Annotated in this window: 23 protein-coding genes; 14 read left to right on the top strand and 9 right to left on the bottom strand. The window is 72.6% G+C overall.

From position 1 onward, the window contains the following. Positions 1 to 4: 4 nt before the first annotated feature. Positions 5 to 268 carry a hypothetical protein gene (locus J8N05_RS25195; protein WP_210886275.1) on the bottom strand — a complete coding sequence of 88 codons (264 nt, stop codon included), beginning with the start codon at positions 266 to 268 and terminating at the stop codon, positions 5 to 7. A gap of 313 nt (positions 269 to 581) precedes the next feature. On the opposite strand from J8N05_RS25195, the gene J8N05_RS25190 reads away from it, so the two are divergent. Further along, positions 582 to 2,246, top strand: coding sequence for an alkaline phosphatase D family protein (locus tag J8N05_RS25190; RefSeq protein WP_210886273.1), 1,665 nt, complete (start codon positions 582 to 584; stop codon positions 2,244 to 2,246). 250 nt (positions 2,247 to 2,496) lie between these two features. Next, positions 2,497 to 3,858, top strand: a complete 1,362-nt coding sequence (locus J8N05_RS25185) for a carbohydrate-binding protein (RefSeq protein ID WP_210886271.1) — start codon at positions 2,497 to 2,499, stop codon at positions 3,856 to 3,858. Positions 3,859 to 3,961: 103 nt separating this feature from the next. Here J8N05_RS25185 and J8N05_RS25180 read toward each other — a convergent pair whose 3' ends face one another. Genes J8N05_RS25180 through J8N05_RS25160 form a run of 5 tightly spaced genes read right to left on the bottom strand, consistent with a single transcriptional unit; the run spans position 3,962 to position 7,972 of the window. Further along, the gene (locus tag J8N05_RS25180; protein ID WP_210886269.1) at positions 3,962 to 5,128 is read right to left on the bottom strand and encodes a serine hydrolase domain-containing protein; all 1,167 of its coding nucleotides are present in this window, start codon (positions 5,126 to 5,128) and stop codon (positions 3,962 to 3,964) included. Next, positions 5,125 to 6,045 carry a DUF6895 family protein gene (locus J8N05_RS25175; protein ID WP_210886265.1) on the bottom strand — a complete coding sequence of 307 codons (921 nt, stop codon included), beginning with the start codon at positions 6,043 to 6,045 and terminating at the stop codon, positions 5,125 to 5,127. The genes J8N05_RS25180 and J8N05_RS25175 overlap by 4 nt, the downstream gene beginning before the upstream one ends. Further along, a complete protein-coding gene (locus J8N05_RS25170; RefSeq protein WP_247706472.1) occupies positions 6,042 to 7,055 on the bottom strand; it encodes a DUF6895 family protein in 1,014 nt (337 codons plus the stop codon). Before J8N05_RS25170 ends, J8N05_RS25175 begins: the two co-directional genes overlap by 4 nt. Next, on the bottom strand, positions 7,052 to 7,771 hold the full coding sequence (locus J8N05_RS25165) for a hypothetical protein (protein ID WP_210886263.1): 720 nt from the start codon (positions 7,769 to 7,771) through the stop codon (positions 7,052 to 7,054). The genes J8N05_RS25170 and J8N05_RS25165 overlap by 4 nt, the downstream gene beginning before the upstream one ends. Positions 7,772 to 7,783: 12 nt before the next feature. After that, on the bottom strand, positions 7,784 to 7,972 hold the full coding sequence (locus J8N05_RS25160; protein WP_210886261.1) for a hypothetical protein: 189 nt from the start codon (positions 7,970 to 7,972) through the stop codon (positions 7,784 to 7,786). 344 nt (positions 7,973 to 8,316) lie between these two features. Here J8N05_RS25160 and J8N05_RS25155 point away from each other — a divergent pair, with 344 nt between their 5' ends. From J8N05_RS25155 to J8N05_RS25125, 7 genes are all read left to right on the top strand, one after another. Further along, complete coding sequence (locus J8N05_RS25155) at positions 8,317 to 9,312, top strand: hypothetical protein (RefSeq protein WP_210886259.1); 996 nt, start codon at positions 8,317 to 8,319, stop codon at positions 9,310 to 9,312. Positions 9,313 to 9,445: 133 nt separating this feature from the next. Continuing rightward, a complete protein-coding gene (locus tag J8N05_RS25150) occupies positions 9,446 to 9,871 on the top strand; it encodes a DUF6003 family protein (RefSeq protein ID WP_210886257.1) in 426 nt (141 codons plus the stop codon). Positions 9,872 to 10,171: 300 nt separating this feature from the next. Beyond that, complete coding sequence (locus J8N05_RS25145; RefSeq protein WP_407699926.1) at positions 10,172 to 10,720, top strand: (2Fe-2S)-binding protein; 549 nt, start codon at positions 10,172 to 10,174, stop codon at positions 10,718 to 10,720. Further along, positions 10,717 to 11,712, top strand: coding sequence for an FAD binding domain-containing protein (locus tag J8N05_RS25140; protein ID WP_210886253.1), 996 nt, complete (start codon positions 10,717 to 10,719; stop codon positions 11,710 to 11,712). The genes J8N05_RS25145 and J8N05_RS25140 overlap by 4 nt, the downstream gene beginning before the upstream one ends. A gap of 49 nt (positions 11,713 to 11,761) precedes the next feature. Next, positions 11,762 to 13,855 (top strand): xanthine dehydrogenase family protein molybdopterin-binding subunit, encoded by a 2,094-nt coding sequence (locus tag J8N05_RS25135; protein WP_210886252.1) that lies wholly within the window; start codon positions 11,762 to 11,764, stop codon positions 13,853 to 13,855. A gap of 109 nt (positions 13,856 to 13,964) precedes the next feature. Beyond that, complete coding sequence (locus J8N05_RS25130; protein ID WP_210886251.1) at positions 13,965 to 14,903, top strand: helix-turn-helix domain-containing protein; 939 nt, start codon at positions 13,965 to 13,967, stop codon at positions 14,901 to 14,903. A gap of 202 nt (positions 14,904 to 15,105) precedes the next feature. Beyond that, positions 15,106 to 16,098 carry an SMP-30/gluconolactonase/LRE family protein gene (locus J8N05_RS25125; RefSeq protein WP_210886250.1) on the top strand — a complete coding sequence of 331 codons (993 nt, stop codon included), beginning with the start codon at positions 15,106 to 15,108 and terminating at the stop codon, positions 16,096 to 16,098. A gap of 48 nt (positions 16,099 to 16,146) precedes the next feature. Here J8N05_RS25125 and J8N05_RS25120 read toward each other — a convergent pair whose 3' ends face one another. Then, complete coding sequence (locus tag J8N05_RS25120; protein WP_210886249.1) at positions 16,147 to 17,922, bottom strand: PucR family transcriptional regulator; 1,776 nt, start codon at positions 17,920 to 17,922, stop codon at positions 16,147 to 16,149. A gap of 172 nt (positions 17,923 to 18,094) precedes the next feature. On the opposite strand from J8N05_RS25120, the gene J8N05_RS25115 reads away from it, so the two are divergent. The 3 genes from J8N05_RS25115 (at position 18,095) to J8N05_RS25105 (ending at position 21,570) form a co-directional block, all read left to right on the top strand. Beyond that, the gene (locus tag J8N05_RS25115; protein WP_210886248.1) at positions 18,095 to 19,354 is read left to right on the top strand and encodes an aspartate aminotransferase family protein; all 1,260 of its coding nucleotides are present in this window, start codon (positions 18,095 to 18,097) and stop codon (positions 19,352 to 19,354) included. A gap of 123 nt (positions 19,355 to 19,477) precedes the next feature. Further along, positions 19,478 to 20,929 carry an NAD-dependent succinate-semialdehyde dehydrogenase gene (locus J8N05_RS25110; protein WP_210886247.1) on the top strand — a complete coding sequence of 484 codons (1,452 nt, stop codon included), beginning with the start codon at positions 19,478 to 19,480 and terminating at the stop codon, positions 20,927 to 20,929. Between the two features lie 143 nt (positions 20,930 to 21,072). Further along, a complete protein-coding gene (locus tag J8N05_RS25105; RefSeq protein WP_210890367.1) occupies positions 21,073 to 21,570 on the top strand; it encodes a DUF5990 family protein in 498 nt (165 codons plus the stop codon). On the opposite strand, the gene J8N05_RS25100 is transcribed toward J8N05_RS25105, so the two are convergent. Together J8N05_RS25100 and J8N05_RS25095 are read right to left on the bottom strand one after the other, a co-directional pair. Next, positions 21,540 to 23,012 (bottom strand): FG-GAP repeat domain-containing protein, encoded by a 1,473-nt coding sequence (locus J8N05_RS25100; protein WP_210886245.1) that lies wholly within the window; start codon positions 23,010 to 23,012, stop codon positions 21,540 to 21,542. The genes J8N05_RS25105 and J8N05_RS25100 overlap by 31 nt on opposite strands. A 96-nt stretch (positions 23,013 to 23,108) precedes the next feature. Further along, on the bottom strand, positions 23,109 to 23,996 hold the full coding sequence (locus tag J8N05_RS25095) for a class I SAM-dependent methyltransferase (RefSeq protein WP_210886243.1): 888 nt from the start codon (positions 23,994 to 23,996) through the stop codon (positions 23,109 to 23,111). Positions 23,997 to 24,069: 73 nt separating this feature from the next. Here J8N05_RS25095 and J8N05_RS25090 point away from each other — a divergent pair, with 73 nt between their 5' ends. After that, entirely contained in the window at positions 24,070 to 24,543 is a 474-nt protein-coding gene (locus tag J8N05_RS25090) for a helix-turn-helix domain-containing protein (protein WP_210886240.1), read from the top strand. 118 nt (positions 24,544 to 24,661) lie between these two features. After that, a complete protein-coding gene (locus tag J8N05_RS25085; RefSeq protein ID WP_210886238.1) occupies positions 24,662 to 25,111 on the top strand; it encodes an STAS domain-containing protein in 450 nt (149 codons plus the stop codon). Positions 25,112 to 25,188 lie beyond the last annotated feature (77 nt).

Raw genomic sequence — 25,188 nt, 5'->3', positions numbered from 1 at the left:
TGCGTCAGACCCGGGTCCGCCGGCGGGCGGTCACGACACGCAGGGACAGGGCGATGGCCAGGAGGACCCAGGCCACGGCGCAGTAGGCCCAGTCGGTCGCTCCGTTCGCCACGCCGAAGACACTCCATACGGCCCACAGGGCCAGGACGGTGCACAGCGCGGTCCACGCGATGTCCATGAGGCGCACCCGCAGCTGCCCGCGCTGCCTGGTGCCGCGCTCCAGGGTGCCCAGCTCGGACGGCGGTGTCGCTCTGCCTCGCAGTGCCATGACTCGTGTTCCTTTCCCTGTTCACCCGTGTTCCTACGGGGCTTCCGCGTACCCCGCGTCACCGGCCGCAACCGGTCAAGTCGGACATGGTAAGCGGACGTTGTCAGTCCGGTGGCTCGGACGCGCTCCGACGTGTCCGGCGCGGACGCGCTCCCGTGTGTCCGGCCCGGACGCCCCGTCAGTCCCGCGCCTGCCGTATTTGTGAGCTTTATCTGTTTAACATGCGGTGATCCACTTCCGGCGGCCCCGTGACCTGGTCGCACGCAGCCGGTGGGTCCGTTGTGCGTGTCGTCAACCGTGAGAGGAGGCCTCCATGGCCCCGGCAGGCCGTCGCAGACCGCTGACGCAGGACACCTCGTCACGACATGACCCCGAACTGCGCTCCGCGGCACGGCATTTCGGGCGCCGCCGGTTCCTCACGGTGACCGCCGCGGCCACCGCCCTCGCCTTCGGCACCAACCTGCCGGCCCGGGGTGCGGCAGGCCCTGGGGAACTGGACGGGGCGAGGATCCCCACCGACCCGTTCACCCTCGGCGTCGCCTCCGGAGACCCGCTGCCCGGCTCCGTGGTGCTGTGGACCCGGCTCGCGCCCGCCCCGTACGAACCGGGCGGCGGTCTGCCCGGGCAGTACGTGGCCGTCGAGTGGGAGGTGTCCACCGACGAGTTCTTCGCCCTGACGGTCCGCAGGGGCACCGCCGTCGCCTTCCCCGAGTACAACCACAGCCTGCACGTGGAGGTCGAGGGCCTCGAAGCCGGCCGGGTCTACTACTACCGGTTCAGGACCGGGGCCTGGATCAGCGACACCGGCCGCACCCGCACGGCACCCGCCACCACGGCCGCCGTCGCGAAGCTCACCTACGCGGCCGTGGCCTGCCAGGCGTACCACGACGGGTACTTCACCGTGCACCGCCATCTCGCCCAGGACGACGTCGACGTGGTCCTGCACCTCGGCGACTACCTCTACGAGTACGCCGTCGACTCCGTGGGCGGCGCGCGCAACTACACGGACCGGAAGCTGCCCGACCTGTACAACCGTGAGACCAAGACCCTCGACGACTACCGGCTGCGCTACGCCCTCTACAAGAGCGATCCGGATCTGCGGGCGGCCCACGCGGCGCATCCCTTCGTCGTCACCTGGGACGACCACGAGACCGAGAACAACTACGCGGGCGCCATCAGTGAGAACAACGAGCCGGAGCAGGAGTTCCTGCTGCGGCGCGCGGCGGCCTACCGCGCGCACTGGGAGAACCAGCCCCTGCGCAACGCCCAGATGCCCAACGGCCCGGACGCCCAGCTCTACCGCCGGTTCCAGTGGGGCAACCTCGCCCAGTTCGACGTCCTCGACACCCGCCAGTACCGCTCCGACCAGGCGTACGGGGACACGCTGCACGCGCCCGGCCCCGAGACGGACGATCCGGCACGCTCCATCACGGGCGCCGCGCAGGAGAAGTGGCTGCTCGACGGCTGGCGTGCCTCGCAGAGCCGCTGGAACGTGATGGCGCAACAGGTGTGCTTCTCGCAGCGCAAGTTCGATCTCGGCGCCGAGGCACGGACGTCCATGGACGCCTGGGACGGCTACCGCGCCTCGCGCCGCCGCGTCCTCGACGGCGCGGACTCCGCCGGGGTCGAGAACCTGGTCGTCATGACGGGGGACGTGCACGTCGGGTACGCCTTCGACATCAAGGAGGACTTCGACGACCCGGCCTCTAAGACGCTGGGCACGGAGATCGTCGCCACCTCGGTCGCCAGCGGCAAGGACGGCGCGGACCGGCCCGGCAACTGGGACACCTACCACAAGGCCAACCCGCACCTGAGGTTCTACAACGGGCGGCGCGGTTATGTGCGGGTCGCCCTGGACCGTACGAAGGCCCGGGCCGACTACCGGACCGTCTCCGCCGTGACGAAGCCGGGCGCATCGATCACGACGGCCGCGTCTTTCGTGACCGAGGCGGGCGACCCGGGCCTCAAGCCCGTCTGACGGGCGCTGTTCGCCCCGCCGCCGCACCTCCCGCGAACGATCGCGGCCGATCGAGACTGATCGCGAACGGTCCCGGACAACGGTCCCGGACGGCGCAGGACATCAGTACCCGGTGCGGCGGCCCCTCGGCATCCGGTACTCCGCCGGGCGGGCCCTTCGTGTCCTCCGAAGCGCCGAACCATCAGAAACCAGACATGTTCTGAGCCCATGTCGGCAAGGCCTAGATATCCCGAGAACGAGGAGTCACCCGATGGTCCCCAGACACGCCGGCGGAGCCGCCCGGACCGCCCTGACCGTGCTCGGCGCACTCGCGCTCACCGGGCTGCCCGCCGCCGCGGCCGCCGAGCCCCCCGCGCCGGCGCCCTCCTCCGCGCAGACGCTCGGCGCCGACCGGCCCTCGGTCGTCGTCCTGCGCGCGATGCAGCGCGACCTGCGGCTGACGGGCGCACAGGCCAAGGCGCGGCTCGTCAACGAGGCCGAGGCGGGCACCCGCGCCGGCCGGCTCCAGAACGTACTGGGCAAGCACTTCGCGGGCGCCTGGGTGCACGGCACGACCTCCGCCGGGCTGACCGTCGCGACGACCGACGCCGCCGGTGTCGCCGCCATCAAGGCCGACGGGGCGCAGGCGAAGGTCGTCAAGAACGCGCTGAAGGACCTGGACACCGCCAAGTCGAAGCTGGACGCCGCCGCGATGGGTAAGGCTCTCGACACGCCGGTCCGGTACGTCGACGTACGGACCAACCTCGTGACGCTGCAGGCGACGAGCCGAGCCGCTGCCGACAAGCTCATCGCGGCCGCCGGGATCGACCGGCGGCTCGTGGACGTCAAGGTGTCGGCGGACCGGCCGCGCGCCCTGTACGACGTCCGGGGCGGCGACGCGTACTACATCGACGACCAGGCCCGCTGCTCGGTGGGCTTCTCCGTGACCAAGGGGGAGCAGCAGGGGTTCGCCAGTGCCGGGCACTGCGGGAAGGCGGGCGCCAAGACCACCGGCTTCAACAAGGTCGCCCAGGGCACCTTCGAGGCCTCGGTCTTCCCCGGCAAGGACATGTCCTGGGTGAGCGTCAACAGCGAGTGGACCGCCACGCCCGCCGTCAAGGGCGAGGGCGACACGAACGTGCAGGTCGCCGGCTCCGTACAGGCGCTGGTGGGCGCGGCGATCTGCCGCTCCGGCTCCACCACCGGCTGGCACTGCGGCACCATCGAGCAGCACGACACCACCGTGAGCTACGCCGAGGGCGACATCGACGGAGTGACCCGTACGACCGTGTGCGCGGAGCCGGGTGACTCCGGCGGCTCCTACGTGTCCGGCACCCAGGCCCAGGGCGTCACCTCCGGCGGCACCGGCGACTGCAAGTCGGGCGGCATCACGTTCCACCAGCCCATCAACCCGCTGCTGACCATGTACGGGCTGACGCTCAAGACCGCCACGGCCCAGAGCGGCACGCCCGCCCCGGAGGACGGCCGGACGGTCGGCTGGACCACGGGCCGGGTGTACGAGGTCGGGATCCGGGTGACCTACGACGGCGTGTCGTACCAGTGTCTGCAGACGCACCAGGCGCAGGGAGCGTGGCAGCCCCGCCTCACGCCGGCCCTGTGGCAGCGCCTCTGACGGTCACTCGGTCACTCGGTCGCAGGGTGGCGGCGGCGCGAGGTGCCTGTCTCCGGACACGGCCCTCGCGCCTTCGCATGCGCCCGGTGGGTGCGGCTGTGTCTCACATCCCGGCCAGCAGCGCGTACGCCGTCGCCACGAAGGTGTCACGCGACCTGAAGCGCCGGGTGCACACGGCGGCCAGGGCCGTTCCGATGTCGGGCCTGAAGCCCAGGAAGGCCTGCTGGCCGAGTGTGGCCCCTGAGTGGAAGTACATGGGGCCGTGACCGGTGGGATGCTGGAACCAGGCCACCGTGTGCACGTGCCGGTGCCCCAGGCCGCGCCGCAGGACCGGACGGCGTACCGCCCGCAGCGCGTCGGCCAGATGCGGGCCGCCCGCAGGATGGGGGCCCGACGGTTCCAGATGGGCTTCGAGGAACGTCAGCAGGTCGGGCGGGGTGGCCCGGACGGCGCCGGCCGACTGGAATCCGCCGACGGTCAGCGGGGGTGTGGGAGTGGTGCCGTCGGCGCGGTGTCCGGTGGCGTCGGTTTCCGGCCCGCCGGGGCTGAGGGTGGTGCCGCTCAGCCCGAGCGGCCGCAGCACCCGGTCGCCGAGCAGGTCGTCCCAGGGTGTCGCGGTCGCCGCGCTGAGGGCGTGACCGAGCACGGCGACACCGAAGTTGGAGTAGTGCCAGCGGGTGCCGGGCCGGCGGCGCTGCCGGCGGCGCAGAAAGGCGTCGACCACGCGCCGGTCCGGGTATCCGGCGTACGGGTTCGTGTGCCACGTGGGCAGCGCCCGGGGGAAGAAGTCGGCCGGCAGGGCGGGCAGTCCGGAGGTGTGGGTGACCAGGTGCGCGAGGGTGACGGGGTCCCGGCCCGCCCGCCGGGCCGGATCCAGGCAGGTGGCGGCCGGTTCGCCCGCGGACAGGGCGCCCGACTGGGTCAGTTGGGCCAGGAGCAGCCCGGTGAACGTCTTGGAGGCCGAGCCGATCTCGTAGCGCAGCAGATCGCGGGGAACGGACGGAGGCGTCCCGGTGCCTCCGCAGCGCACCGTGCGCCGACCGTCCCGGGAGAGGGCGAAGACGACGTCGGGCGCGTCGACGGCTGCGACGGCGGCGTCGAGCAGATCCGGTACCGTCCCGCCGTCCGGTACCGTCCCGCCGTCCGGGAGCGTCCCGCCGTCCGATACCGTCCCGCCGTCCGGGAGCGGCTCGGTAGAGGGGCGGCCCGGCGGGAGTTCGCCGGTGAAGCCGAGGGGAACGCCCGGCCAGGGCTCGCGTCGTCGTGTCATGCCGGTGCGTGCGCCAGCTGCGTCAGCGCGCGGGACGTGGCCAGTACGGAGGCGAAGGCAGCCACCAGCGTCGGGTGGTAGACGAGGTCGAAGACCTCTTCGCGGTCGCCCTCGGGCATGGTGCGCACGGCGGGCATCGCCCCGTCGGACTGCTGGGCCGCGGCGAAGCCTTCCCAGGCCCGCTCGTCCAGGGTGGGGCGCGGCAGACAGGCGTCGACGACGAGCAGTTCGCCGAGCAGGTCCCAGCGCTCCAGGTCGAGCCAGTCGTCGAGCCAGACCGGCAGCCAGGTGGCGAGGTAGTCGGCTAGCGGCGGCGGCAGTCCGGCGGTGTTCTCCCCCCAGTCGGTGAGGTGGAAGACGGTGTGGGTGATGTCGTACGCGATGTGTCCCTCGACGGTCCAGGGCTCGGGGGTGCGCCCGAGCCATGTCCTGGTGAGGGCCTCGGACTCCGGTGGCCGGGGCGACAGGCCGAAGCGGCGCTGGAACGCGGACAGGCCGAGGCGGCGCACCGGCGGCACCTCGTAGGCCTCGAAGCTCTCCAGCCGCTGGTTGAGCAGGAAGGCCTGTTCGACGCCGGGGTGGCTGTATCCCAGTTCCTTGAACGGGAGATATACCTCGAACGGGATGGGGGAGAGGGGCTCGATGCGCTGGCCGCGGACCAGCATCCGGCCGCCGTCCAGGGTGTCGCGCCAGGCGTGGTCGAGCAACTGCCGTGCCAGCTGGGCCTGTCGGGAGCCGGCCACGCCCTCGCGGAACAACACCTTGCAGATGAGGGCCAGTTCGCCGACCGGCTTGAAGCGTTCGAGGAAGCCCACTTCCGGGTCGACGTCCTCCTCCAGACGGAACCCGTCGCGGTGGGCGTGCAGCCACTCCAGGGCGCCGGTGCCGACGGTGTGGATGAGGCGGGTGCTGGTCATCTGGACACTCCTCGCCCACCGTGCCCCGGATGCGCCGTGTGCTCGAAGACGCGTGCCTTCCCCGGCTCCGCGCCGTCGTCGGCGCTCGCGTGCGGACGGCGGGTGGTCAGCACGGCGGCGAAGGCCGTCATCAGGGTCGAGTGGTAGCAGCGGATGAAATCGTGCGCGGCGGGCGGACCGTCCGCGCCGGTGTCGGCGCCGGTGTCGGTGCCGACTTCGGGGACGGCGCCGGACGCGTCCTGCGCCCGTGCGAGCTTCGCCCAGGCCTCCCGCAGCATCGGCCGGTCCGGTGGCCCCGGCAGGCTGCCGGCCACGGCCAGCAGTTCACTGCTCAGGTCCCACTGTCCGGCCTCAAGGCAGGTGTCCAGCCAGGGCGGCAGCCACAGCCGGAGATAGCCGTCGATCCGCGGGGGAACGTTCCGCGGGGTCAGGCCCCAGTCGGTGAGGTGGAAGACCACATGGGTGAGGGTGTAGCCGGCGGCCCGTTCGAACGTCCACGGCTCCGGCAGACCGCCCAGCCAGGTGCGCGACAGCGCCTGCCCCATGTCGTCCCGTTGCGGAACGGTGCTGCGCCGAAGGGAGTTGAGGACGCTGAGGCGCCGGTTGGGCTCCTGCTCGGTCAGCTGCCAGCCGCGGGTGCGGGCCACCGTCGCTACGGCCTGTTCGTAGTCGGTGTGGCGCAGTCCGGCCGACGCGAACGCCGCGTAGATCTCCAGGGGGTACGTGGCGAAGGGTTCCAGCCGCTGCAGTTCGAGGAAGAGAGAGCCCTGCCCGGTCTCGTGCCAGGCGAAGGCCAGCAGGTCTGCGGCGGTCGCGTGCAGCGGGTCGCCGGGCTCGGTGTGCCGGCGGACACTGACACAGACCTGTGCCAGTTCGCCGAGGGGTTTCCAGGTGCGGTTCACATCGCCGTGCTCGGCGAGTGCGTCGTCGCCGAGCGTGAACGCGCCGCGGTGGGCGGACACCCAGGCCAGCGCGGCCTCGCCCACGTCCCGGACGTCGCGCGCCGTCACACCCGCACTCCGGCCCGCATCAGTCGTGCCGCCTCGACCTGCAGTGCCACGCGTGGGTCGTCGCAGCCCATCTGTGCCACGAACTCAAGGCCCGCCTCCAGCCCGAGGGTGTCCGGCACATCGTCGAGGAGGACCAGCCAGCGTCCCGCGCCCGCCGCCTGCAGCCAGTCGCGGCGACGCACCGCCCGGACGAATCCCCGGGCGACGTCGACGGGACGGCCGCGGGCCACGCGGGTCACCGCGCAGTCCTCGCCGGGGACCGCGAGCGGTGCCAGTACGGCGAGTTGGTGGGTCAGTGACTGCCACGAGGCGTCGTCGAGCCACCTGGCGTCGAGCTCCGCGTCGCGGCCCGGCACGCCGTCGAGGGAGCCGGGGGACGCGTCGAGCCGTAGCAGTGTTCGCTCCATGGCCCAGTGACTCCACACCGAGGTGGGAGAGGCGTTCGGGGGAGGCGGGTAGGCCCGCACGGCCCTGCCGAACATGACGAGGTCGTCGGGTGCGGACGGCGTGCGGTGCAGGACGCTCGGCAGGGCGGCGTCGGCCCCCACCACCCGCAGGGCGGCGAGGGTGAGGCCGTCCGCGGCTTCGGGGGTGCCGACGTCCGGGACGCTGCCGGTCAACCGGAACGGGCCCCCGCTCCGAAGAGCGGAGACCAGTTCCGACGTGAGGCCCTGCACCGCGCCCGCGAGGCGGGTCGAAGTGCCTGACTGCTCCATGTGAGTGTCCCGTCAGCCCTTCTTCGGACGCGGGGTCGGAGGCGACAGGAGCACTGCCCCCTGTCCGGCCGCCAGCGCGAGTGCCGCACATTCGCGGCTGTCGCGGAAGGTCCCGTCGGCCTCGGTCGGGTCGAGAGCCGCCTCGATGTCCAGGTCCCGGACGTCGGTGAGCTCATCGGTCAGAAACTCGGTGGAAGACATACCACCATCCCCTTTGCGAGAGACATGTTCTTCTCGGTTCTCGAAGTTACGAGTGACCGCTATGTCCAAACGTATTCATAGAAGTCGCATTTGTCTCTTCGGGTCGTGCATCCAACTTCTCCCGTCCCACCCACCACCTGCCGGATCCCGGCAACAACTCGCCCGTCACAGGGCTCAGTTGACTCATTTTCTTTCGGCTGTCACCACATGAGAATGTCCTGGTGACTCGTGTGAGGACCGAAGTGCCGACCGAAGCATCGACTGAAGCGTCGACTGAAGTACCGCCTGTAGTACGGCGTTCAAGGAACCGTGGGCAACGGATCGGCGTCGCGGTCGCCGCCGCCGTGTGCGCGCTGGCGGCGGCCTGGCTGCTGCTGATCAGCACGCCCGCCGCGATCGGCGTGGGGCACGCCTTCAAGACCGCGTCCCGCTGCGCCTCGGACGGCGACGCGTCCGACGACTGTCTGCGGACCGTGAGCGCGCGCATCGACCACACCGAGGTCGTACGGGGCCGTAAGACGACCTCGTACCGGTTGTACGTCGTGGAGGCGGACGGTACCGAGGGGCGTGCCACACTCGGAGGCGACCCCTCGTACCGGCCGGTCGCCTCCCCCGGGGCGGATGTCCGGGTCACCTACTGGCGAGGACAGATCCGGTACGTCGACCTCGCCACCGGGCGCAAGTACTCCCACGCGGATCCGCGCGACGACTACAAGGTCGTCGCCACCCCGGGTCTCGCCATCGCCCTCTACGGCACGGGCTTCCTCTGGTGCTGGTTCTGGATGGCGCTGCACTCACGGGTGGCGAAGAGGGCGCACCCGTCGGACATCGGCCTGCCCTTCCTGGCAGCCGTCTGCCTGGCACTCGTCGGAGCGCTCGCCCCGTGGGCCACCGACGACATGGGGGCTGCGCTCCTCCTCGTCGGAGGTGCCACCGCGGTCGCGGCCGCCGTCTGCGCGGTGGCCGCCGTGTTCCTGCGCCGACGCCGCCGCGGTGACGACACCATCGACGTGCCGCCCACCGTGCCCACGCAGGAGGAGCACTTCCCGGGCCGGATCCTGGGCGAGGTCCCCTACGCGGAACACGGCACCCACCTGCTGGCCGGCGCCGGTCTCCTGGCGGCGACCATGGGCCACCCGGGCGTGGCCCACCGCCGGGCGGTGCCGCGCACCCTGACCCCGCTGCGCGTCCGTCATCCTTACTGGTCGGACCCCTCGCCGCCGCAGCTCCGGAGTCAGGCCTGCGTCCTGGAGTGCGAGGACGAGGGCGTACCCGTGCTGATCGTCACCGACCGGCAGCGCATGCCGTGGGTGCTGGGGGCCCTGACCTCGCGACCGTGAGCCTGCCCGCGACCGTGAGCCTGCCAGGACCGCGAACCTGCCGGTGGTCGTCGGCCGGTCCGAAGGACGGCGGTATTCCGGAGAGGGCGGGGTACAGGGAGGTGGACCAGTAGCTGTTGAGATGGAGCCGAGGATGACCGACGACGCCTACCTGTTCCTGCTCGGCGACGCGGCCGTGCGGCTCGGCGTGCCCCCGGCCGCCGTCGGCGGCCTCGCCTGCATGGAGACTCCCGCGGTACGGGCATGGCTGGACGCCCAGGGAACGACGGCGACCGCGCCGGAACTGCGGCTGCTGCCGCCGGAGGAGACGGGCTCCGTTCCCGAGGGCGCGGAGCGGCTGCCGGTGCCGCTGAGCGACGAGGAACTGAGCCGGCTGCGCGGACGGACCGGCCCGGAGGCGATCGCGCGGGTCGAGGAGCAGTTGCTGTCCTATCGCGACATCACGGACGGCCGGGACGAGCTGATCGGACGGGCGCTGGCCGCGGGTGTGGCGCCGCACCGCATCGTGGAGCTGACCGGCGAGGACCCGGCGACGGTCACGGCCGCGGCCGGCCGCTGACAACGCCTGACGACACCTGGCAAGGCCTGGCGAGGGCTGACGAAGCACCCTCCGGCGTGCGGGAACGTGCGGCGGACCGCAGCCTGGATACGTGAGCTGCGTGGTCCGGAGTGCCGTCGGAAGGTCATGAACAGCATGGGCAGCCCGAGAAACAGCCCGAAGAACAGCCCAAGCGGCGGCCCGACGACCGCCTCGGCCACGGACGGCGGGGCCGGTCGCCCGGGCAGCCCGGTGGCTGCCACTCGCGGGGAACGCATCCCCTCGTCACCCGATCGCCACCACTCCGAGGTGACACTGCGGGTGAACGGCAGACCGCGCACGCTCGTCGTCGACCACCGCTCCGTCCTGCTGGACGTGCTGCGCGAGCAGCTGCGGCTCACCGGCGCCAAGAAGGGCTGCGACCACGGCCAGTGCGGCGCCTGCACGGTCCTGGTGGACGGCCGCCGCGTCAACAGCTGCCTGTTGCCCGCCGTGGCCCAGGACGGCTGCGCCATCACGACGGTGGAAGGACTCGCCGGCGGTGACGGTGCGGGTGAGCGTGAGCGTGAGAGTGACCGTGACGGCGAGGAACGGTCGGCGGACGGCGAGCTGCACCCCCTGCAGCGGGCCTTCATCGACCGCGACGCCTTCCAGTGCGGCTACTGCACACCGGGACAGCTCTGCAGCGCCGTCGGCGCTATCGCCGAGGCCGAGTCCGGTCACCCCTCGCACGTGACGGACCCCGGGACACCGTCGGGGCAGCCGGTCGCGCTCGATCCGGACGAGATCCGCGAGCGGCTCAGCGGCAACCTCTGCCGTTGTGGTGCCTACCCCAACATCGTGCGGGCAGTAGAGGACGTGATCCGGTGAAACCCCTCGCCTACGCGCGCGCCGGCAGTGTCGAGGAGGCCACCGAGCTGTACGCGGCCCACCCCGGCGCCCGCTATCTCGGCGGCGGCACCAACCTGGTGGACCTGATGAAACTCGGCGTGGAGGAACCGTCCACCCTGGTCGACGTCAGCAGGCTGCCCCTCGACACGGTCGACGAACTGCCCGACGGATCGGTACGGATCGGCGCCACGGTCCGCAACAGCGACCTCGCGGCCCACCCCACGGTCCGCGACCGCTACCCGGCGCTCTCCCAGGCGCTGTTGGCCGGGGCCTCCGGGCAACTGCGCAACGCGGCCACCACGGGCGGCAATCTGCTCCAGCGCACCCGCTGCCCGTACTTCCAGGACACGGACAAACCCTGCAACAAGCGGGCTCCCGGCTCCGGTTGCGGAGCCCTGGACGGCGTACACCGTGACCACGCGGTACTCGGGCACTCTCCGCAGTGCGTCGCCACGCATCCGTCGGACATGGCCGTGGCGCTCGCCGCCCTGGACGCGGAGGTCGAACTGCACGGGGCGGACGGGCCGCGGACCGTTCCCGTCGCGGAGTTCCACCGGCTGCCCGGGGACCACCCCGAACAGGACACGGTGATCCGCCCCGGCGAACTGATCACCGGTGTGGTCCTGCCGGGCGCGACGGCCGGGCTGCCCTCGCTGTACCGCAAGGCCCGCGACCGGGCCTCGTACGCCTTCGCCCTCGCCTCCGTTGCCGCGGTGCTCGACGTGGAGGGCGGTGTCGTCCGGCAGGTCGGCCTCGCCTTCGGGGGAGTGGCCCACCGTCCCTGGCGGGCCCGGCTCGCGGAAGAGGCGCTGCTGGGCGCGGCGCCGACGACGGACGCGTTCGAGCGGGCCGCGGACCTCGAACTCGCCGCCGCCCGACCGCTGCGCGACAACGGCTACAAGGTCCGGCTGGCCCGCAATCTCGCGGTGGACGCCCTGCGACGGCTCGCGCCGCCCACCACCAGCACCTGACCGGAACCCCGACCAGCACCTGTCCGGAAACCCAGCAGAAGGAGCAGTCATGGCCGACACCGGCACCGCTCTGGGCGCGCCCGCCGAGCGCCGGGAAGGCCGGGACAAGGTCACCGGCCGGGCCCGCTACGCCGCCGAACAGACCGATCCCGGCAGGGCCCACGCCTGGCCGGTGCCCGCCGGGATCGCCGGCGGGACGGTCCGTACCGTCGACACGGAGGCCGCTCTGGCACTGCCCGGGGTGCTCTCCGTCCTCACCCACGAGAACGCGCCCCGGCTCGCCCCAGCCGACGACCCCACGCTCTCCGTGCTGCAGAACCCGCGCGTGCCGCACCACGGCTGGTTCGTCGCCCTGGTCGTCGGCGAGACCCTGGAGGCGGCCCGCGCGGGCGCCGCCGCGGTCCGGGTCGCGTACGACGTCGAGGAACACGACGTCACCCTCACCGACGACCACCCCGAGGCCTACGCGCCCGAGAAGGCCAACGGCGGTTTCCCCGCACGCCGTGAACAGGGCGACCCCGAGGGCGCGTTCGCGTCCGCCGAGGTCCGCGTCGACTCCCGCTACCGCGTACCGCCGCTGCACAACCACCCCATGGAGCCGCACGCGGCCACCGCACGCTGGGACGGCGACCGGCTCGTCGTGCACGACTCAAGCCAGGGCGCCACGACCGTACGCGCCACCCTGGCCTCGCTGTTCGAGCTGTCCGAGGACGACGTCACCGTCATCAGCGAACACGTCGGCGGTGGGTTCGGCTCCAAGGGCACCCCGCGGCCCCATGTGGTGCTCGCGGTGATGGCGGCCCGGGAGACCGGACGCCCCGTCACCGTCGCACTGCCCCGGCGTTTCCTGCCCGCGGTCGTCGGGCACCGGGCGCCCACCCTGCACCGGCTCCGCCTGGGCGCCACCGCCGACGGCACCCTCACCTCGTCCCTCCACGAGGTCACCACCCACACCTCCCGCATCAAGGAGTTCGTGGAACAGGCCGCCGTACCCAGCCGGATCATGTACGCGGCACCCCATCGGCTCAGCGCCCACCGGGTGGTGCCGCTGGACGTGCCGAGCCCGTCCTGGATGCGCGCACCCGGCGAGGCACCGGGCATGTACGCCCTGGAGTCGGCCATGGACGAACTCGCCGCCGCGGCGGGCCTGGACCCGGTGGAACTGCGCATCACCAACGAGCCGGACACCGAACCCGACAGCGGCAAGCCGTTCAGCAGCCGCCACCTCGTCGACTGCCTGCGCGAGGGCGCGCGGCGCTTCGACTGGGCGGCACGCGACCCCCGCCCCGGGATCCGTTCCGAGGGCCCGCTCCTCGTCGGTACGGGCGTGGCCTCCGCGACCTACCCGGTGATGGCGAGCCCGGCGCAGGCGGAGGCACACGCCACTCCCGACGGCGGCTTCGTCGTCCGCATCAACGCCACCGACATCGGCACCGGCGCCCGTACCGTCCTCGCCCAGGTCGCCGCCGACGCACTCGGCGTCTCCCTGGACCGCGTACGCGCCGAAGTCGGCAACAGCGACCTGCCGTCCGCGCCACTGGCCGGCGGTTCCTCGGGCACGGCGTCCTGGGGCTGGGCCGTCCACGAGGCCTGTACGCGGCTGGCCTCGACCCTCGCCGAACACACCGGCCCCCTGCCGTCCGAAGGGCTCAGGGCGCACGCCGACACGGCGGGCAGCGCCGACGCCGACAGCCCCTACTCCCGGCACGCCTTCGGCGCCCACTTCGCGGAGGTCACCGTCGACACGGTCACCGGAGAGGTCCGGGTACGCCGGCTCCTGGGCGTCTATGCCGCCGGACACATCCTCAACGCCCGTACCGCGCGCTCCCAGTTCATCGGCGCCATGACCATGGGGCTGGGCATGGCGCTGACCGAGAGCAGCACCATGGACGCCGCGTCCGGCGACTTCGTGGAGCGCGACCTCGCCGCGTACCACGTCCCGGCCCACGCCGACGTGCCCGACATCGAGGCGCACTGGATCGACGAGGACGACCCGCATCTCAACCCGATGGGCAGCAAGGGCATCGGTGAGATCGGCATCGTCGGCACGGCCGCCGCCATCGGCAACGCCGTCCACCACGCCACGGGCGTCCGCCACCGCGAACTGCCCCTGACCCCGGACCGGGTGCTCGCGGGCTTGTAGGCGGTTCCTCGGGCTCGCAGGCGGACCCACGGGGTCGTGGGCAGACCCCGCCGATCCCTACCCCGGCGGGGTGAGGCACCGACCGGCGGCCGTCCGCATACTCGGTGTCATGAACAAGCACGACGGGCACCTCGCCGAGTTCCTCCAGGCACGCCGGAGTCAACTGCGGCCCGAGGACGTGGGGTTGCGGACCTACGGTGAGCGGCGCCGCGTGCCGGGGCTGCGCCGGGAGGAACTGGCGATGCTCGCCGGCATCAGCGCGCCCTACTACACCCGCCTGGAACAGGGCCTGTCGCGCAACGCCTCGCGCGAGGTGCTCGACGCGGTGGCGAGCGCGCTGCGACTGGACGACTCCGAGCGGGCCCATCTGCACACGCTGGCCAGTGCCCCGAGGCGGCGCGGGCCCGGCGCACGGCCGCGTCCCGAACGCCTCACTCCCGCCACCCGAGCCCTGCTGGCGGCCGTCGACGGCACCCCCGCCGTCGTGATCGGCCGCCGCAGCGACGTCCTGGCCTGGAACCGTCCGGGGCACGGTCTGTTCGCGGGCCATCTCGATCCGGACAGCCCGGACGATCCCGCCGGCACGGGCAGCGCGGGCGGCGCGGGTGGTCCGGGGCGACGGCCGAACATGGCCAGGCTGGTGTTCCTGGACGCCCACACCCGCGACCTGTACGTCGACTGGCCCGCCAAGGCCAGAGCCGTCGTGGGCAATCTGCGACTGACGGCCGGCCGGCACCCGGACGACCCGCTGCTGGCCGCGCTGATCGGCGAACTGACCATGCGCAGCCGGGAGTTCGCCACGCTGTGGGCCGACCATCGGGTGCTCGCGTGCGATGTCGCCGACTACGAGATGCGCCATCCGCTGGTCGGGACCCTGACCGTCACCCAGCAGACACTGCAGAGCCCGCAGGGGGACGGCCCGTCCCTGGTGGTGGCCACCGCCGACCCCGACTCCCCGTCCGCGGCGGCCCTGGCGCTGCTGGCCCATGCCACCGCGCCCCGGGAGGCGGACCGGCCGCACCACGGCGCCGAGTCCCGCACGGTCTGACCCGCCGATCAGCTGATCCCTTGACTCTTTGACCCGCACGGTCTGACCCGCGCCCCTCGTGGGGCGGTCGGCCCCTCACGCCCCCTCACCGGGGCGCCCCTCGACCACGGCGCCGCACCGCGGCCGCCGCATGCCCGAAACCAGAGAAGGAACCATGTCAAACCGCATGCAAGACCATATGTCGGACCGCGCGTCGCACCGCATGTCGCACCGACGTGTCAAGACACTCATGGCCGCCGTCGCGGTGGTCGCGGCCACCCTCGCCTCGGCCCTGCCGGCCGAGGCCACCTCCACCCGTCCCACCCGCGACCCGCTGACCGACGTACGGATCGCCACCCACTTCGACGTGTCCGCCGGTCAACTTCCGGAGAACATCGCCCTGTTGCCCGACGGCACCGCGGCCGTCACCTTCGCCGCGAGCCGTCAGGTGGCCGAGGTCGGCCCGCAGGGCGCTACCCGCGTCCTGGCGACCCTGCCCGCGCCCGCGGACGGCGGAGCCGACACCCCCGCCCTCGGTTTCCCGCTGGCCACCGGGATCGCCCGCACCCCGGACGGCACCCTGTACGTGCTGTACGCGACCGGAACCGCCGACCTGACGGGCCTGTGGCGGCTGCGTCCCGGGAAGGCCCCGCAGCGTATAGCCGCCCTGCCCGCGGACGGTCTGCCCAACGGACTGGCCCTGGACGAACACGGCAAGCACCTCTACATCACCGACTCGGTGCTCGGCACGGTGTGGACCGTCCCCGTCACCGGCGGCACCCCCACCGCATGGTCCACCGCACCCGAACTCGCCCCGGCCGGCTTCCTCGGAGTCAACGGGGCGAAGGTGCGCGACGGCGCGCTCTGGGTGACCAACCTCGACCGGGGCACCCTCCTGCGCATCCCGATCCGCCCGGGGAACCGCGCGGGCACCCCGCAGGTCAGGGCGTCGGACCCGGACCTGGCCGGAATCGACGACTTCGCCTTCACCGGACACGGCGAAGACGTCCTGGCCACGCTCAACACCACCAACCGGGTCGTGCTCATCAGGTCCGACGGCACCCGGACCACCGTCCTGGACACCGCCGACGGACTACAGAACCCCAGCTCCGTGGCGCTGCGCGGCAAGGAGGTCTACGTGCTCAGCGCCGCCTACGCCACGGCCACCGACCCCAACCTGCTGCGCGCACGCCTGCGCGGCCACGGCCACCGGTAGAACCCGGCCACGCGGGACGGCGGAGCGACAACCCGGTGTCCCGGTGTCTCAGGTCGCCGCTCCGCCGTCCCGCAGGACGTCCAGCGCCGTGAGAGCCACATGCAGTCCGGTACGCCGCTCACCGGATTCGAGATCGCAGTCCAGCAGGCGCTCGATGGTGCGCAGACGCTGGTAGACGGTCTCCCGGGACAGTCCGCCGAGCCGGGCGGCACCGGTCTTGCTGCCCGCGGCGTCCAGATAGTGCCGCAGGGTGCTCAGGAGTTCGGTGCCGTGCCGGACGTCGTGGTCGACGAGCCGGCCGAGCTGCCGTTCGGCGTACTCCTGGATACGGGTGTCCTCGCGCAGCGCGTACAGCAGGCGGCGCAGTCCGATGTCGGACAGCTCGCTGTACGACCTGCCCGCCGGGAGGGGCCGGCCCGGACGGGTGGCCTCCGCGACGCGGGACGCCTCACGGAACGAACGGGCGGTGTGGGCCAGGTCCATGACCTCGGAGCCGATGCTCACGACGGCACACGGGTCCACCTCCAGCGCGCTGCGGCCCAGTTTTTCGACGGTGGACCGCCACGGCTGGGAGGGGCGCAGGGCCAGCAGGACGCCGAGGCGCGTGGGCGCCAGCGTGCCGACCAGCGCGGCTGTGCCCGTCGTCCTGAGCTCGTGGGACAGCCGGGCCTCCAGGCCGGTGCCGTCGACCGGTGCCCTGGTGTCCATGAGGACCGCGAGGAAGACGGTGCCCTCGACGGGCAGGCCCAGCGCGGCGAGGCGCGCGCGGGCGTCCCCGGGGGAGCGGTGGCGCTGCTCGGCGAGATCGCGCAGCGCGCTCCGGTGCGCTGTGCGCTCCCAGGGCGTGGCGTGGATGAGGCGGGCGATCGTCAGGGCCATCGCCGTCCGTTCCAGGACGGTGACGTCCTGCGGCCCGAACACCGCCGTCGGTCCCGGGGGCGGCAGCATGGCGACGCGTCCCCAGAGTTCGCCCTGGTACTCCACGGGGGCCACGAGCCAGCCCTCCGGGCCGGTTACCTCCGGCCCCGTCACCTCCGGCCCCGTCACCTCGGGTCCGGTCACCTCGGGTCCGGTCACCTTGGGTCCGGACACGTCGGGTCCGGTCACTTCCGGGTGGGCGGTCCGGTCGGCCGGCCCGTGGTGCGCGGCCCTGGAGCGCCGCTCCCAGCCGGTCAGCGCCTCGTCCACGGTGCTGCCGGACGGCTCGCAGAGCAGTGCCTGGTGCACCAGGTTCTCCAGGACGACCGTGCGGCCGCTCATCTGCGCCGCCGCGCGGACGACGTCCTCGGGTCCGGCGCCGCGCAGCGTCAGGGCGGTGAACGCCTCGTGGATGCGCTGGGTCCGGCGCACGGCGTCCGCCTGGCTGCCGAGGATGAGGGTGTGGACGACCTGGGTGACCTCCAGGAAGTTGACGTCCTCGGCCAGGGTGACGAGCGGCAGGCCACGGACGCGGCACGCCTGGATGAGCGGCGCGGGCGGGCGGTGGTAGCGCCGTACGAGTTCGATGACCAGGGCCGCGGCCCCGATGTCGGCCAGTTCATCGACATATCGGCGTACACCCGCCGGGTCCTCGGGCAGCGGCATACCGGTGGTCAGGACGAGTTCGCCGCCCTTGAGGAAGGAGGCGGGGTCGGTGAGTTCGGTGATGTGGACCCAGCGGACCGGCCGGTCGAGGCGGGTCGCCCCGGCGACGACCTCCGGCCTGCCCGCGGCCAGGACGGGCAGGGCCAGGACGTCGGCGACGGTGAGCGCGCGGCCCGCGGGAGCCGTGCCCGGCGGCCCGTCGGCCAAGGACGTCCGGGGCGTTTCGGCGTACTCGCTCATGGTGCGTGCCTGCCCGCCCCGGCCCTGTGACAAGCGTGGCTGACCTGCGCACGGTTGACACAACGTCCGGACCCCGCCGCCGTGCCGGACAGTTCACGCATTGCCGCCCGCCGCCCCGGTCGAGATGCTCGCCCTTCGGGAGCAGACGACGACGCACGGCCGGGAGACGCACATGACCGCACTGTCGCCGCACCTTCGCCAGGCCACCCCCGTGGTGGCCGTCCGGGGCGAGGGCGTCCACCTCTTCGACGAGGACGGCCGCCGCTATCTGGACTTCACCGCGGGCATCGGCGTCACCAGCACCGGACACTGCCACCCGAGGGTGGTCGAAGCCGCCCAGGAGCAGGTGGGCACCCTGATCCACGGCCAGTACACGACGGTCATGCACCCGCCGCTGCGCAGGCTCGTCGACAGGCTCGGCGAGGTGCTGCCCGCCGGTCTCGACAGCCTCTTCTTCACCAACTCCGGGAGCGAGGCGGTGGAGGCCGCGCTGCGGCTGGCCCGGCAGGCCACCGGCCGCCCGAACGTGCTGGTCTGCCACGGCGGATTCCACGGCCGGACCGTGGCCGCCGCCGCGATGACGACGTCCGGCACCCGCTTCCGCTCCGGGTTCTCCCCGCTGATGAGCGGCGTGGTCGTCACCCCGTTCCCGACGGCCTACCGGTACGGCTGGGACGAGGAGACCGCCACCCGCTTCGCACTCCGGGAACTGGACTACACGCTCCAGACGATCTCCTCGCCCGCCGACACGGCCGCCGTCATCGTCGAACCGGTGCTCGGCGAGGGCGGTTACGTGCCCGCGACCCGCGCCTTCATGGAAGGGCTGCGGGAACGCGCCGACCGGCACGGTTTCCTGCTGATCCTGGACGAGGTGCAGACCGGGGTGGGCCGCACCGGCCGGTTCTGGGGGCACGACCACTTCGGCGTCACCCCCGACATCCTGGTCACCGCCAAGGGGCTGGCCAGCGGATTCCCGTTGTCCGGCATCGCGGCCCCCGAGGAGCTGATGGCCAGGGCCTGGCCCGGCTCGCAGGGCGGTACCTACGGCGCCAACGCGGTGGCGTGCGCCGCGGCCTGCGCGACCCTCGACGTCGTACGCGACGAGAAGCTGGTCGAGAACGCCGAGGCGATGGGGGCACGGCTGCGCCAGGGCCTGGAGGCGGTGGCCGACCGGACACCCGCCATCGGCGACGTACGCGGCCTCGGGCTGATGCTGGGCAGCGAGTTCGTCGACGCGGACGGCGGCCCCGACCCCGAGACCGCCTCCCGTGTACAGCGGGCCGCCGTCGGCGAGGGTCTGCTCCTGCTGCTGTGCGGCGCCTGGAACCAGGTCGTCCGTATGATCCCGGCGCTGGTGATCGACGAGACGGCGGTGGACGCGGGCCTTGAGGCGTGGGCGGCGGCGGTGGAGGCCGGAACATCACGGGCCTAGACCGACGCCACTGAAGGACCGGCCCCGGCCCGTGCCTCCGGCCCCGGCCCGTGCCTCCGGCCCCGGCCCGTGCCTCCGCCCGTGTGCAGCCGCCCCGCCGCCGATCGACTCAGGAGCGACACCATGACCGATACCCCGACCGACACCCCGACCCGGTTGTTCATCGGTGGCGCCTGGGTGGATGCCGCGGACGGCGCCACCCTGCCCGTCGACGACCCCGCGACCGGCGAGATCCTCTGCCATGTCGCCGACGGAGGCCTCAAGGAGGCCAGGCTCGCGGAGGACGCCGCCGTACGGGCCCAGGAGGCATGGGCCCGTACCGCACCCCGGGCCCGCAGCGAGATCCTGCGCCGCGCCCACGAAATCGTCCTCCAACGGACCGACGAACTCGCCCACCTGATGACGTCCGAGATGGGCAAGCCGCTCGCCGAGGCCAGGGGAGAGGTGGCGTACGCCGCCGAGTTCTTCCGCTGGTTCTCCGAGGAGGCCGTACGCGTCGACGGAGGACACGGCGTCCTGCCCGACGGGCGGCACCGCATGCTGCTCTCCCGCCGCCCGGTCGGCCCCTGTCTGCTGATCACCCCGTGGAACTTCCCGCTGGCCATGGGCGCCCGCAAGATCGGCCCGGCGATCGCGGCCGGCTGCACGATGGTGCTCAAACCGGCTCCGCAGACGCCGCTGTCCAGCCTCGCCCTGGCCGCGATCCTCCAGGAGGCCGGGCTGCCGGACGGCGTCCTGAACGTCGTCACCACCTCGCGCGCCGGCGAGGTCTGCGAGCCGCTGCTGCGCGGCGGGCGCATCCGCAAACTGTCCTTCACCGGCTCCACGCAGGTCGGGCGGCTGCTGCTGGCGCAGTGCGCGGACGCTGTCGTACGCACCTCGATGGAGTTGGGCGGCAACGCGCCCTTCATCGTGTTCGGTGACGCGGACCTCGACAAAGCGGTGGACGGCGCGATGACCGCCAAGATGCGCAACATGGGGGAGGCGTGCACCGCCGCCAACCGCTTCTTCGTGCACCGGTCGGTGGCGGAGGAGTTCGGCGAGCGGCTCGCCCGGCGGATGGGGGCGCTCGTCGTGGGCCCGGGCACGCGCGCGGGAGTCGACGTGGGCCCGCTGATCGACGCGAAGGGCCGCGCCAAGGTGGAGGACCTGGTCGCGGACGCGGTGGAACGCGGCGCCCGGGTGCTCGTCGGCGGCCGTACTCCCGCGGGACCGGGGTGCTTCTACCCGCCGACCGTGCTCGCCGACGTCGACACCGGCAGCCGGCTGATGGACGCGGAGATCTTCGGCCCGGTGGCCGCGATCCTCACCTTCGACGACGAGGACGAGGTGGTCCGCCGGGCCAACGACACGCCCTGGGGGCTGGTCGGTTACGTCTTCACCGAGGGCCTGGACCGCGCCCTGCGCGTCAGCGAACGCCTTGAGGCAGGCATGGTCGGCCTCAACACCGGCCTCGTCTCCAACCCGGCGGCCCCCTTCGGCGGCGTCAAGCAGTCCGGCCTGGGCCGTGAGGGCGGCAGAGTGGGCATCGACGAATTCCTGGACTACCAGTACGTGGCGATCCCGGTGACCTGATGTCCGGCCGGGCCATGCGCGGGGAACTGCGCGCCCGGCCCCGACGAGCCCGCGGCTCACCCCACACCCCAGCCCACCCTGCGGCCGCAGGCCCGGGGGACACAGGCCGCCGCCCGCGGCGGCATGATGACCCCATGACCCACATGCTCATCCGCATCGAGGCCGTCGACCTCCCGGGCCGCACCCACCCCGTCCCCATCGGCCGCAACGGCCCGGAAGAGCCCCGCGAGGTCCACGTCGCCGTACAGCGCCGCAGCCGGCCGGGCGAACTGCTCGACCCCCACCCCGGGGACGCGGAGTCGGCGACCTGGACCCTGGAGTGCACGGCCACGGCGGGGCCGACCGGCACGGATGTGCAGGGCCCCTACGTGCAGGACCGGCTGGGCCGCCGGTTCGTCTACCTGTCCTGGGGCACGGTCGACGAGGAGGGCGTCTTCTCGATGTTCCGGCGCGCCAAGCTCATGCTCGACATGGTCCCCGCGGACGTACTCGCGGAGGCCGCCCGCGAGGGCGTACTGGTGGCACGCCTGGGCCTCACCGACCCGCAGGGCGGCCCCCTGTGCGCACGGGTCGTACCCCCGCACGTCACCTGGACCGCCGAACGCGACACCTACGCGCCCGTGAGGGCGAAGGACGTCTGATCGCGGGACGTGGTGCCCTCGGTGATCCACCAGTGCGTGGGGTGTCGGCCGTAGAGGCCGAACAACGCGCCGGACCCCCAGGTGAGGATCAGTTCGTCCTTGCCGTCGTCGTCGAAGTCGGCGGCGGCGACGGGCCGGGCGTGCCGCCACTTCGCGGGCGTCTTCCTGCCGTCCGCCTTCGCGGGCCCCTGACGCAGCACGGGGACGCGCCGATCACCGTCGATGAGCGTAGCCCCCTCGTACGTGGCGACCAGAACGCCGTCGCGGCCGTCACCGTCGGGATCGGCCGCCGCGAAGCCACCGGGCCCGTAATAGGTGCTCAAGTCCTCGGGCGCCTCGGGCAGTTGCCGCGTGACAGGCGCCGCGCCGCTGCCGGGGTACACCGCGAGGGATCCGGCCACCTCGGGCGCCTCGGTCTCGAAGCCCGGTTCGTCGTTGCGACCGCCGTCGTCCCCGACGGCCACGTCACGTCGTCCGTCGCCGTCGAAGTCGCCGAACGCGTGGGCGTTGCCGAGACGCAACTGCTTGCCGTCCCCGGCGAGGGGAGCGCCCCGGCGGGCCGCGTACAGCGTGTTCCCGGACTGCCCGCCGTCGTTCAGATCGTGCAGCAGCAAGGAGGTCGCGCGGGGTTCGCCGGACGGGTCGATGTCGTCCGCGACGAGATTGCCCTCCTTCCACGGCAGACCGGTGTCGGTGCGCGCGGGCGCGCCGGCGCGTGTGAAGGGACCGTACAGCAGCACCAGCGACGACTGGTTGTACGCGAGCGCCGCGAGGTCGTGGTGCCCGTCCCCGTCGAAGTCGCCGCGGACGACCGACAGCACACCCAGTTTCGTCACGCTCCGCGGCAGCCGCACCGCGGTCGCCTCCGGAACATCGGCGTCACCGTCGGCGCCGCCCCAGGTCACGTACGGAACGGTGCGCGCGGCGGATATCCGCCCGTCGTCCACGGTCTCGCCCGCGACCGACGTGACGAGGTCCGGGAAGCCGTCGCCGTCCAGGTCGGCCGTGACCACCGACTCCGCGCTGACACTGTCGGGACCCGTCTGACTCCCCGGGGACTCGGGCAGACCCAGGTCACCGCGTCCGTGGACCGTGCGTGTCGAGGGATCGAGTCCCTTCGCCGATCCGTAGACCACGCCGATCCGCTGGTCGCTGTCGGGATCGTTCGGATCGTCGCCCACGGAGACCGGCACGACGAGGTCGCGGAAGCCGTCCCCGTTGAGGTCGTCCGGGTCCTTCGACCCCTTGCCCGCCACCGGCCGCCGGCTCTCCGCGGGCGCGCTGGGCACTCCGGAGGCCGAGGCCGAAGCCGTGCCGTCGGAGGGCGACGGCTTCCGGCTCGTGGAGTCCCCGTCGCCGCCGCTGCCGCATCCGGTGAGCGGGGCGAGCACGGCACAGACGGCGCAGACGGCGAGCGCGGGCAAGGCGGTACGAGGCTTCATGCGCTTCAGCCTCACATTCCCCGTCGCCCGGATTCCACCGGGCGGGACGACTGTTGCCCGGTTGTGGATCCTTACGGACGCAGCTGTGGCGACGGCCTACGCCCGCGCGCCGACCGTCCAGCAGGCAGCGGTGAAACGGACCTCGGCACCCCGGACGTACGGGTCGAACGCGGCGCGGACCGTTTCGACGAGGCCCGCACGAATCCGCTCGTCCGCCTCGCGCAGGACCAGGCCGAGCGGTCCGAGCCGGGTGAAGTAGGGGACGAGCGCGCTCTCGGGCAGGGTGCAGTCGACGTCGAGCGGCCAGATGTCGACCCCGGTCCAGCCGCTCTCCTCCAGGACGCGGCGCACCCTGTCGGCATCCGCGAAGGCGAACTGTCCCGGCCCGTCGGGACGGCGGGCGGGCAGGTTCGGCATGAACGGTGCCGCGGCGCGTTCGGCCGTCGTCATGAACGGATTGTCCGCGGGGCCGCGCCAGGTGATGAACCGGAGCCCGCCGTCGTCGCGCACGGCACGCCGCAGGTTGGTGAAGGCCTCGACGGAGTCGTTGAAGAACATGACTCCGAAGCGCGAGACCACCAGGTCGAAGGTGCCGGGCTCGAACGGGTGATCCTGCGCGTCGGCGAGCACGAACGAGGCCCGCGTGCCCTCGTTCCCACCCTCCTGTCCGTTCTGTCCGCCCTCCTGCCCGGCGCGCGTCCGGGCGACCGTGATCATCGGCTCGGAGAGGTCGACGCCGACGCAGCGCCCCCGCGCGCCGAGCCGCCGTGCGACGGCCAGCGTGGTGCTGCCGGTGCCGCAGCCGACGTCGAGCACCCGGCTCGCCCGTTCGGTGACGGCCGCTTCGACGAGAAGGTCCTCGAAAGGCCTGAACAACTCGTCGAGCACCGCCCGGCTCTCGACCCACGCGTGGCCGGCCGTCCCGTTCCAACGGGCCGCCTGCTCACCGTCGTCGCCGTGGACGATGTCGATGCCCCTGTCCATGATGTCCCCTGCCCTTGCCTCGCCCGGATGGAGATGACACCGTGCTACTTCAAGCCGACTTGAGGTCAAGACCATGCCGGAACTGGACATCGCCGAGGTGGCGCACCGCGCCGGGGTGCCCGCCTCGACACTGCGGTTCTACGAGGAGAAGGGCCTGATCACCCCGACCGGCCGACGGGGTCTGCGGCGCCAGTACGATCCTGCCGTGCTGGAGCGCCTGTCGCTGATCGCGCTGGGCCGCACCGCCGGGTTCTCGCTCGACGAGATCGCCCGCATGTTCGCGCCGGACGGGCGGCCGCGCATCGACCGGCAGCTGCTGGTCGCCCGGGCGGACGAACTGGACCGGACGATCCAGGAGCTCGCCGTCCTGCGGGACTCGCTGCGGCACGCCGCGGCCTGCCCCGCGCCGAGCCACGTCGAATGCCCCACCTTCCGCCGTCTCCTCAGGGCCGCGGCGGCCGGTGCCGTCGGAGCGCCACGCAGGAGAACCCCGGCAACGCCGCGCAGGAGAACCCCGAACACGCCACGGAAGCAGAGCCCGCGGTAACCGTGATCCACCGCGGAGAGAGTTTCGCCCCGCGCCGTTGCCCGCTCGAATGCGGGGCAGACGCACGCGTACGGGTGCGTGCCACAGGGCGCCCGTGGCACCGGAACCGGGAGGTGTGATGTCCACGCAGACCCACCGCCTGACGATCACCCAGATAACCGAGGGCGAGCACTGCGCGGTCCTGCGGATCAGCGGCGAACTCGACCAGAGCTGTGAGGAGTACTTCCTCGGCACCCTCGCCGCCATCGTCGACGCGGGACGGCGGCACCTGGTGCTCGATGTGACAGCACTCGTCTTCTGCGACTCACGGGGACTGAACTGCCTGCTCGCGATCAGATGGCTGCTGAAACGCCTGGACGGCAAGCTCATCCTGGCCGGAGCGGGCCGCAGACTCTCGGAGCTGCTCGTCCAGACGGGCAGTACGGAACTGCTGCCCGTCCGTCGCACGGTCGGGCTGGCCCTGCTGGAACTCCCCGAGGCCCATCGCCCCACCTGGCCCCCCACGCCCGATCCGGACGTGAAAAACGCCGGCCCCGCCACTACGGGGGGAAGTGACGGGACCGGCTGAGGTACAACCTGCCACACCCGCGCGGGAAAATACGGTTCTTTGGGCGGCGGGCCAGCAAAAGAATCGTGACGGTGTCC

Source organism: Streptomyces liliiviolaceus, assembly GCF_018070025.1.
In the GTDB taxonomy this organism is placed as follows: domain Bacteria; phylum Actinomycetota; class Actinomycetes; order Streptomycetales; family Streptomycetaceae; genus Streptomyces; species Streptomyces liliiviolaceus.
Note: the sequence above shows the minus strand (reverse complement) of the source record. Positions and strands in the feature narration are given on the sequence as shown.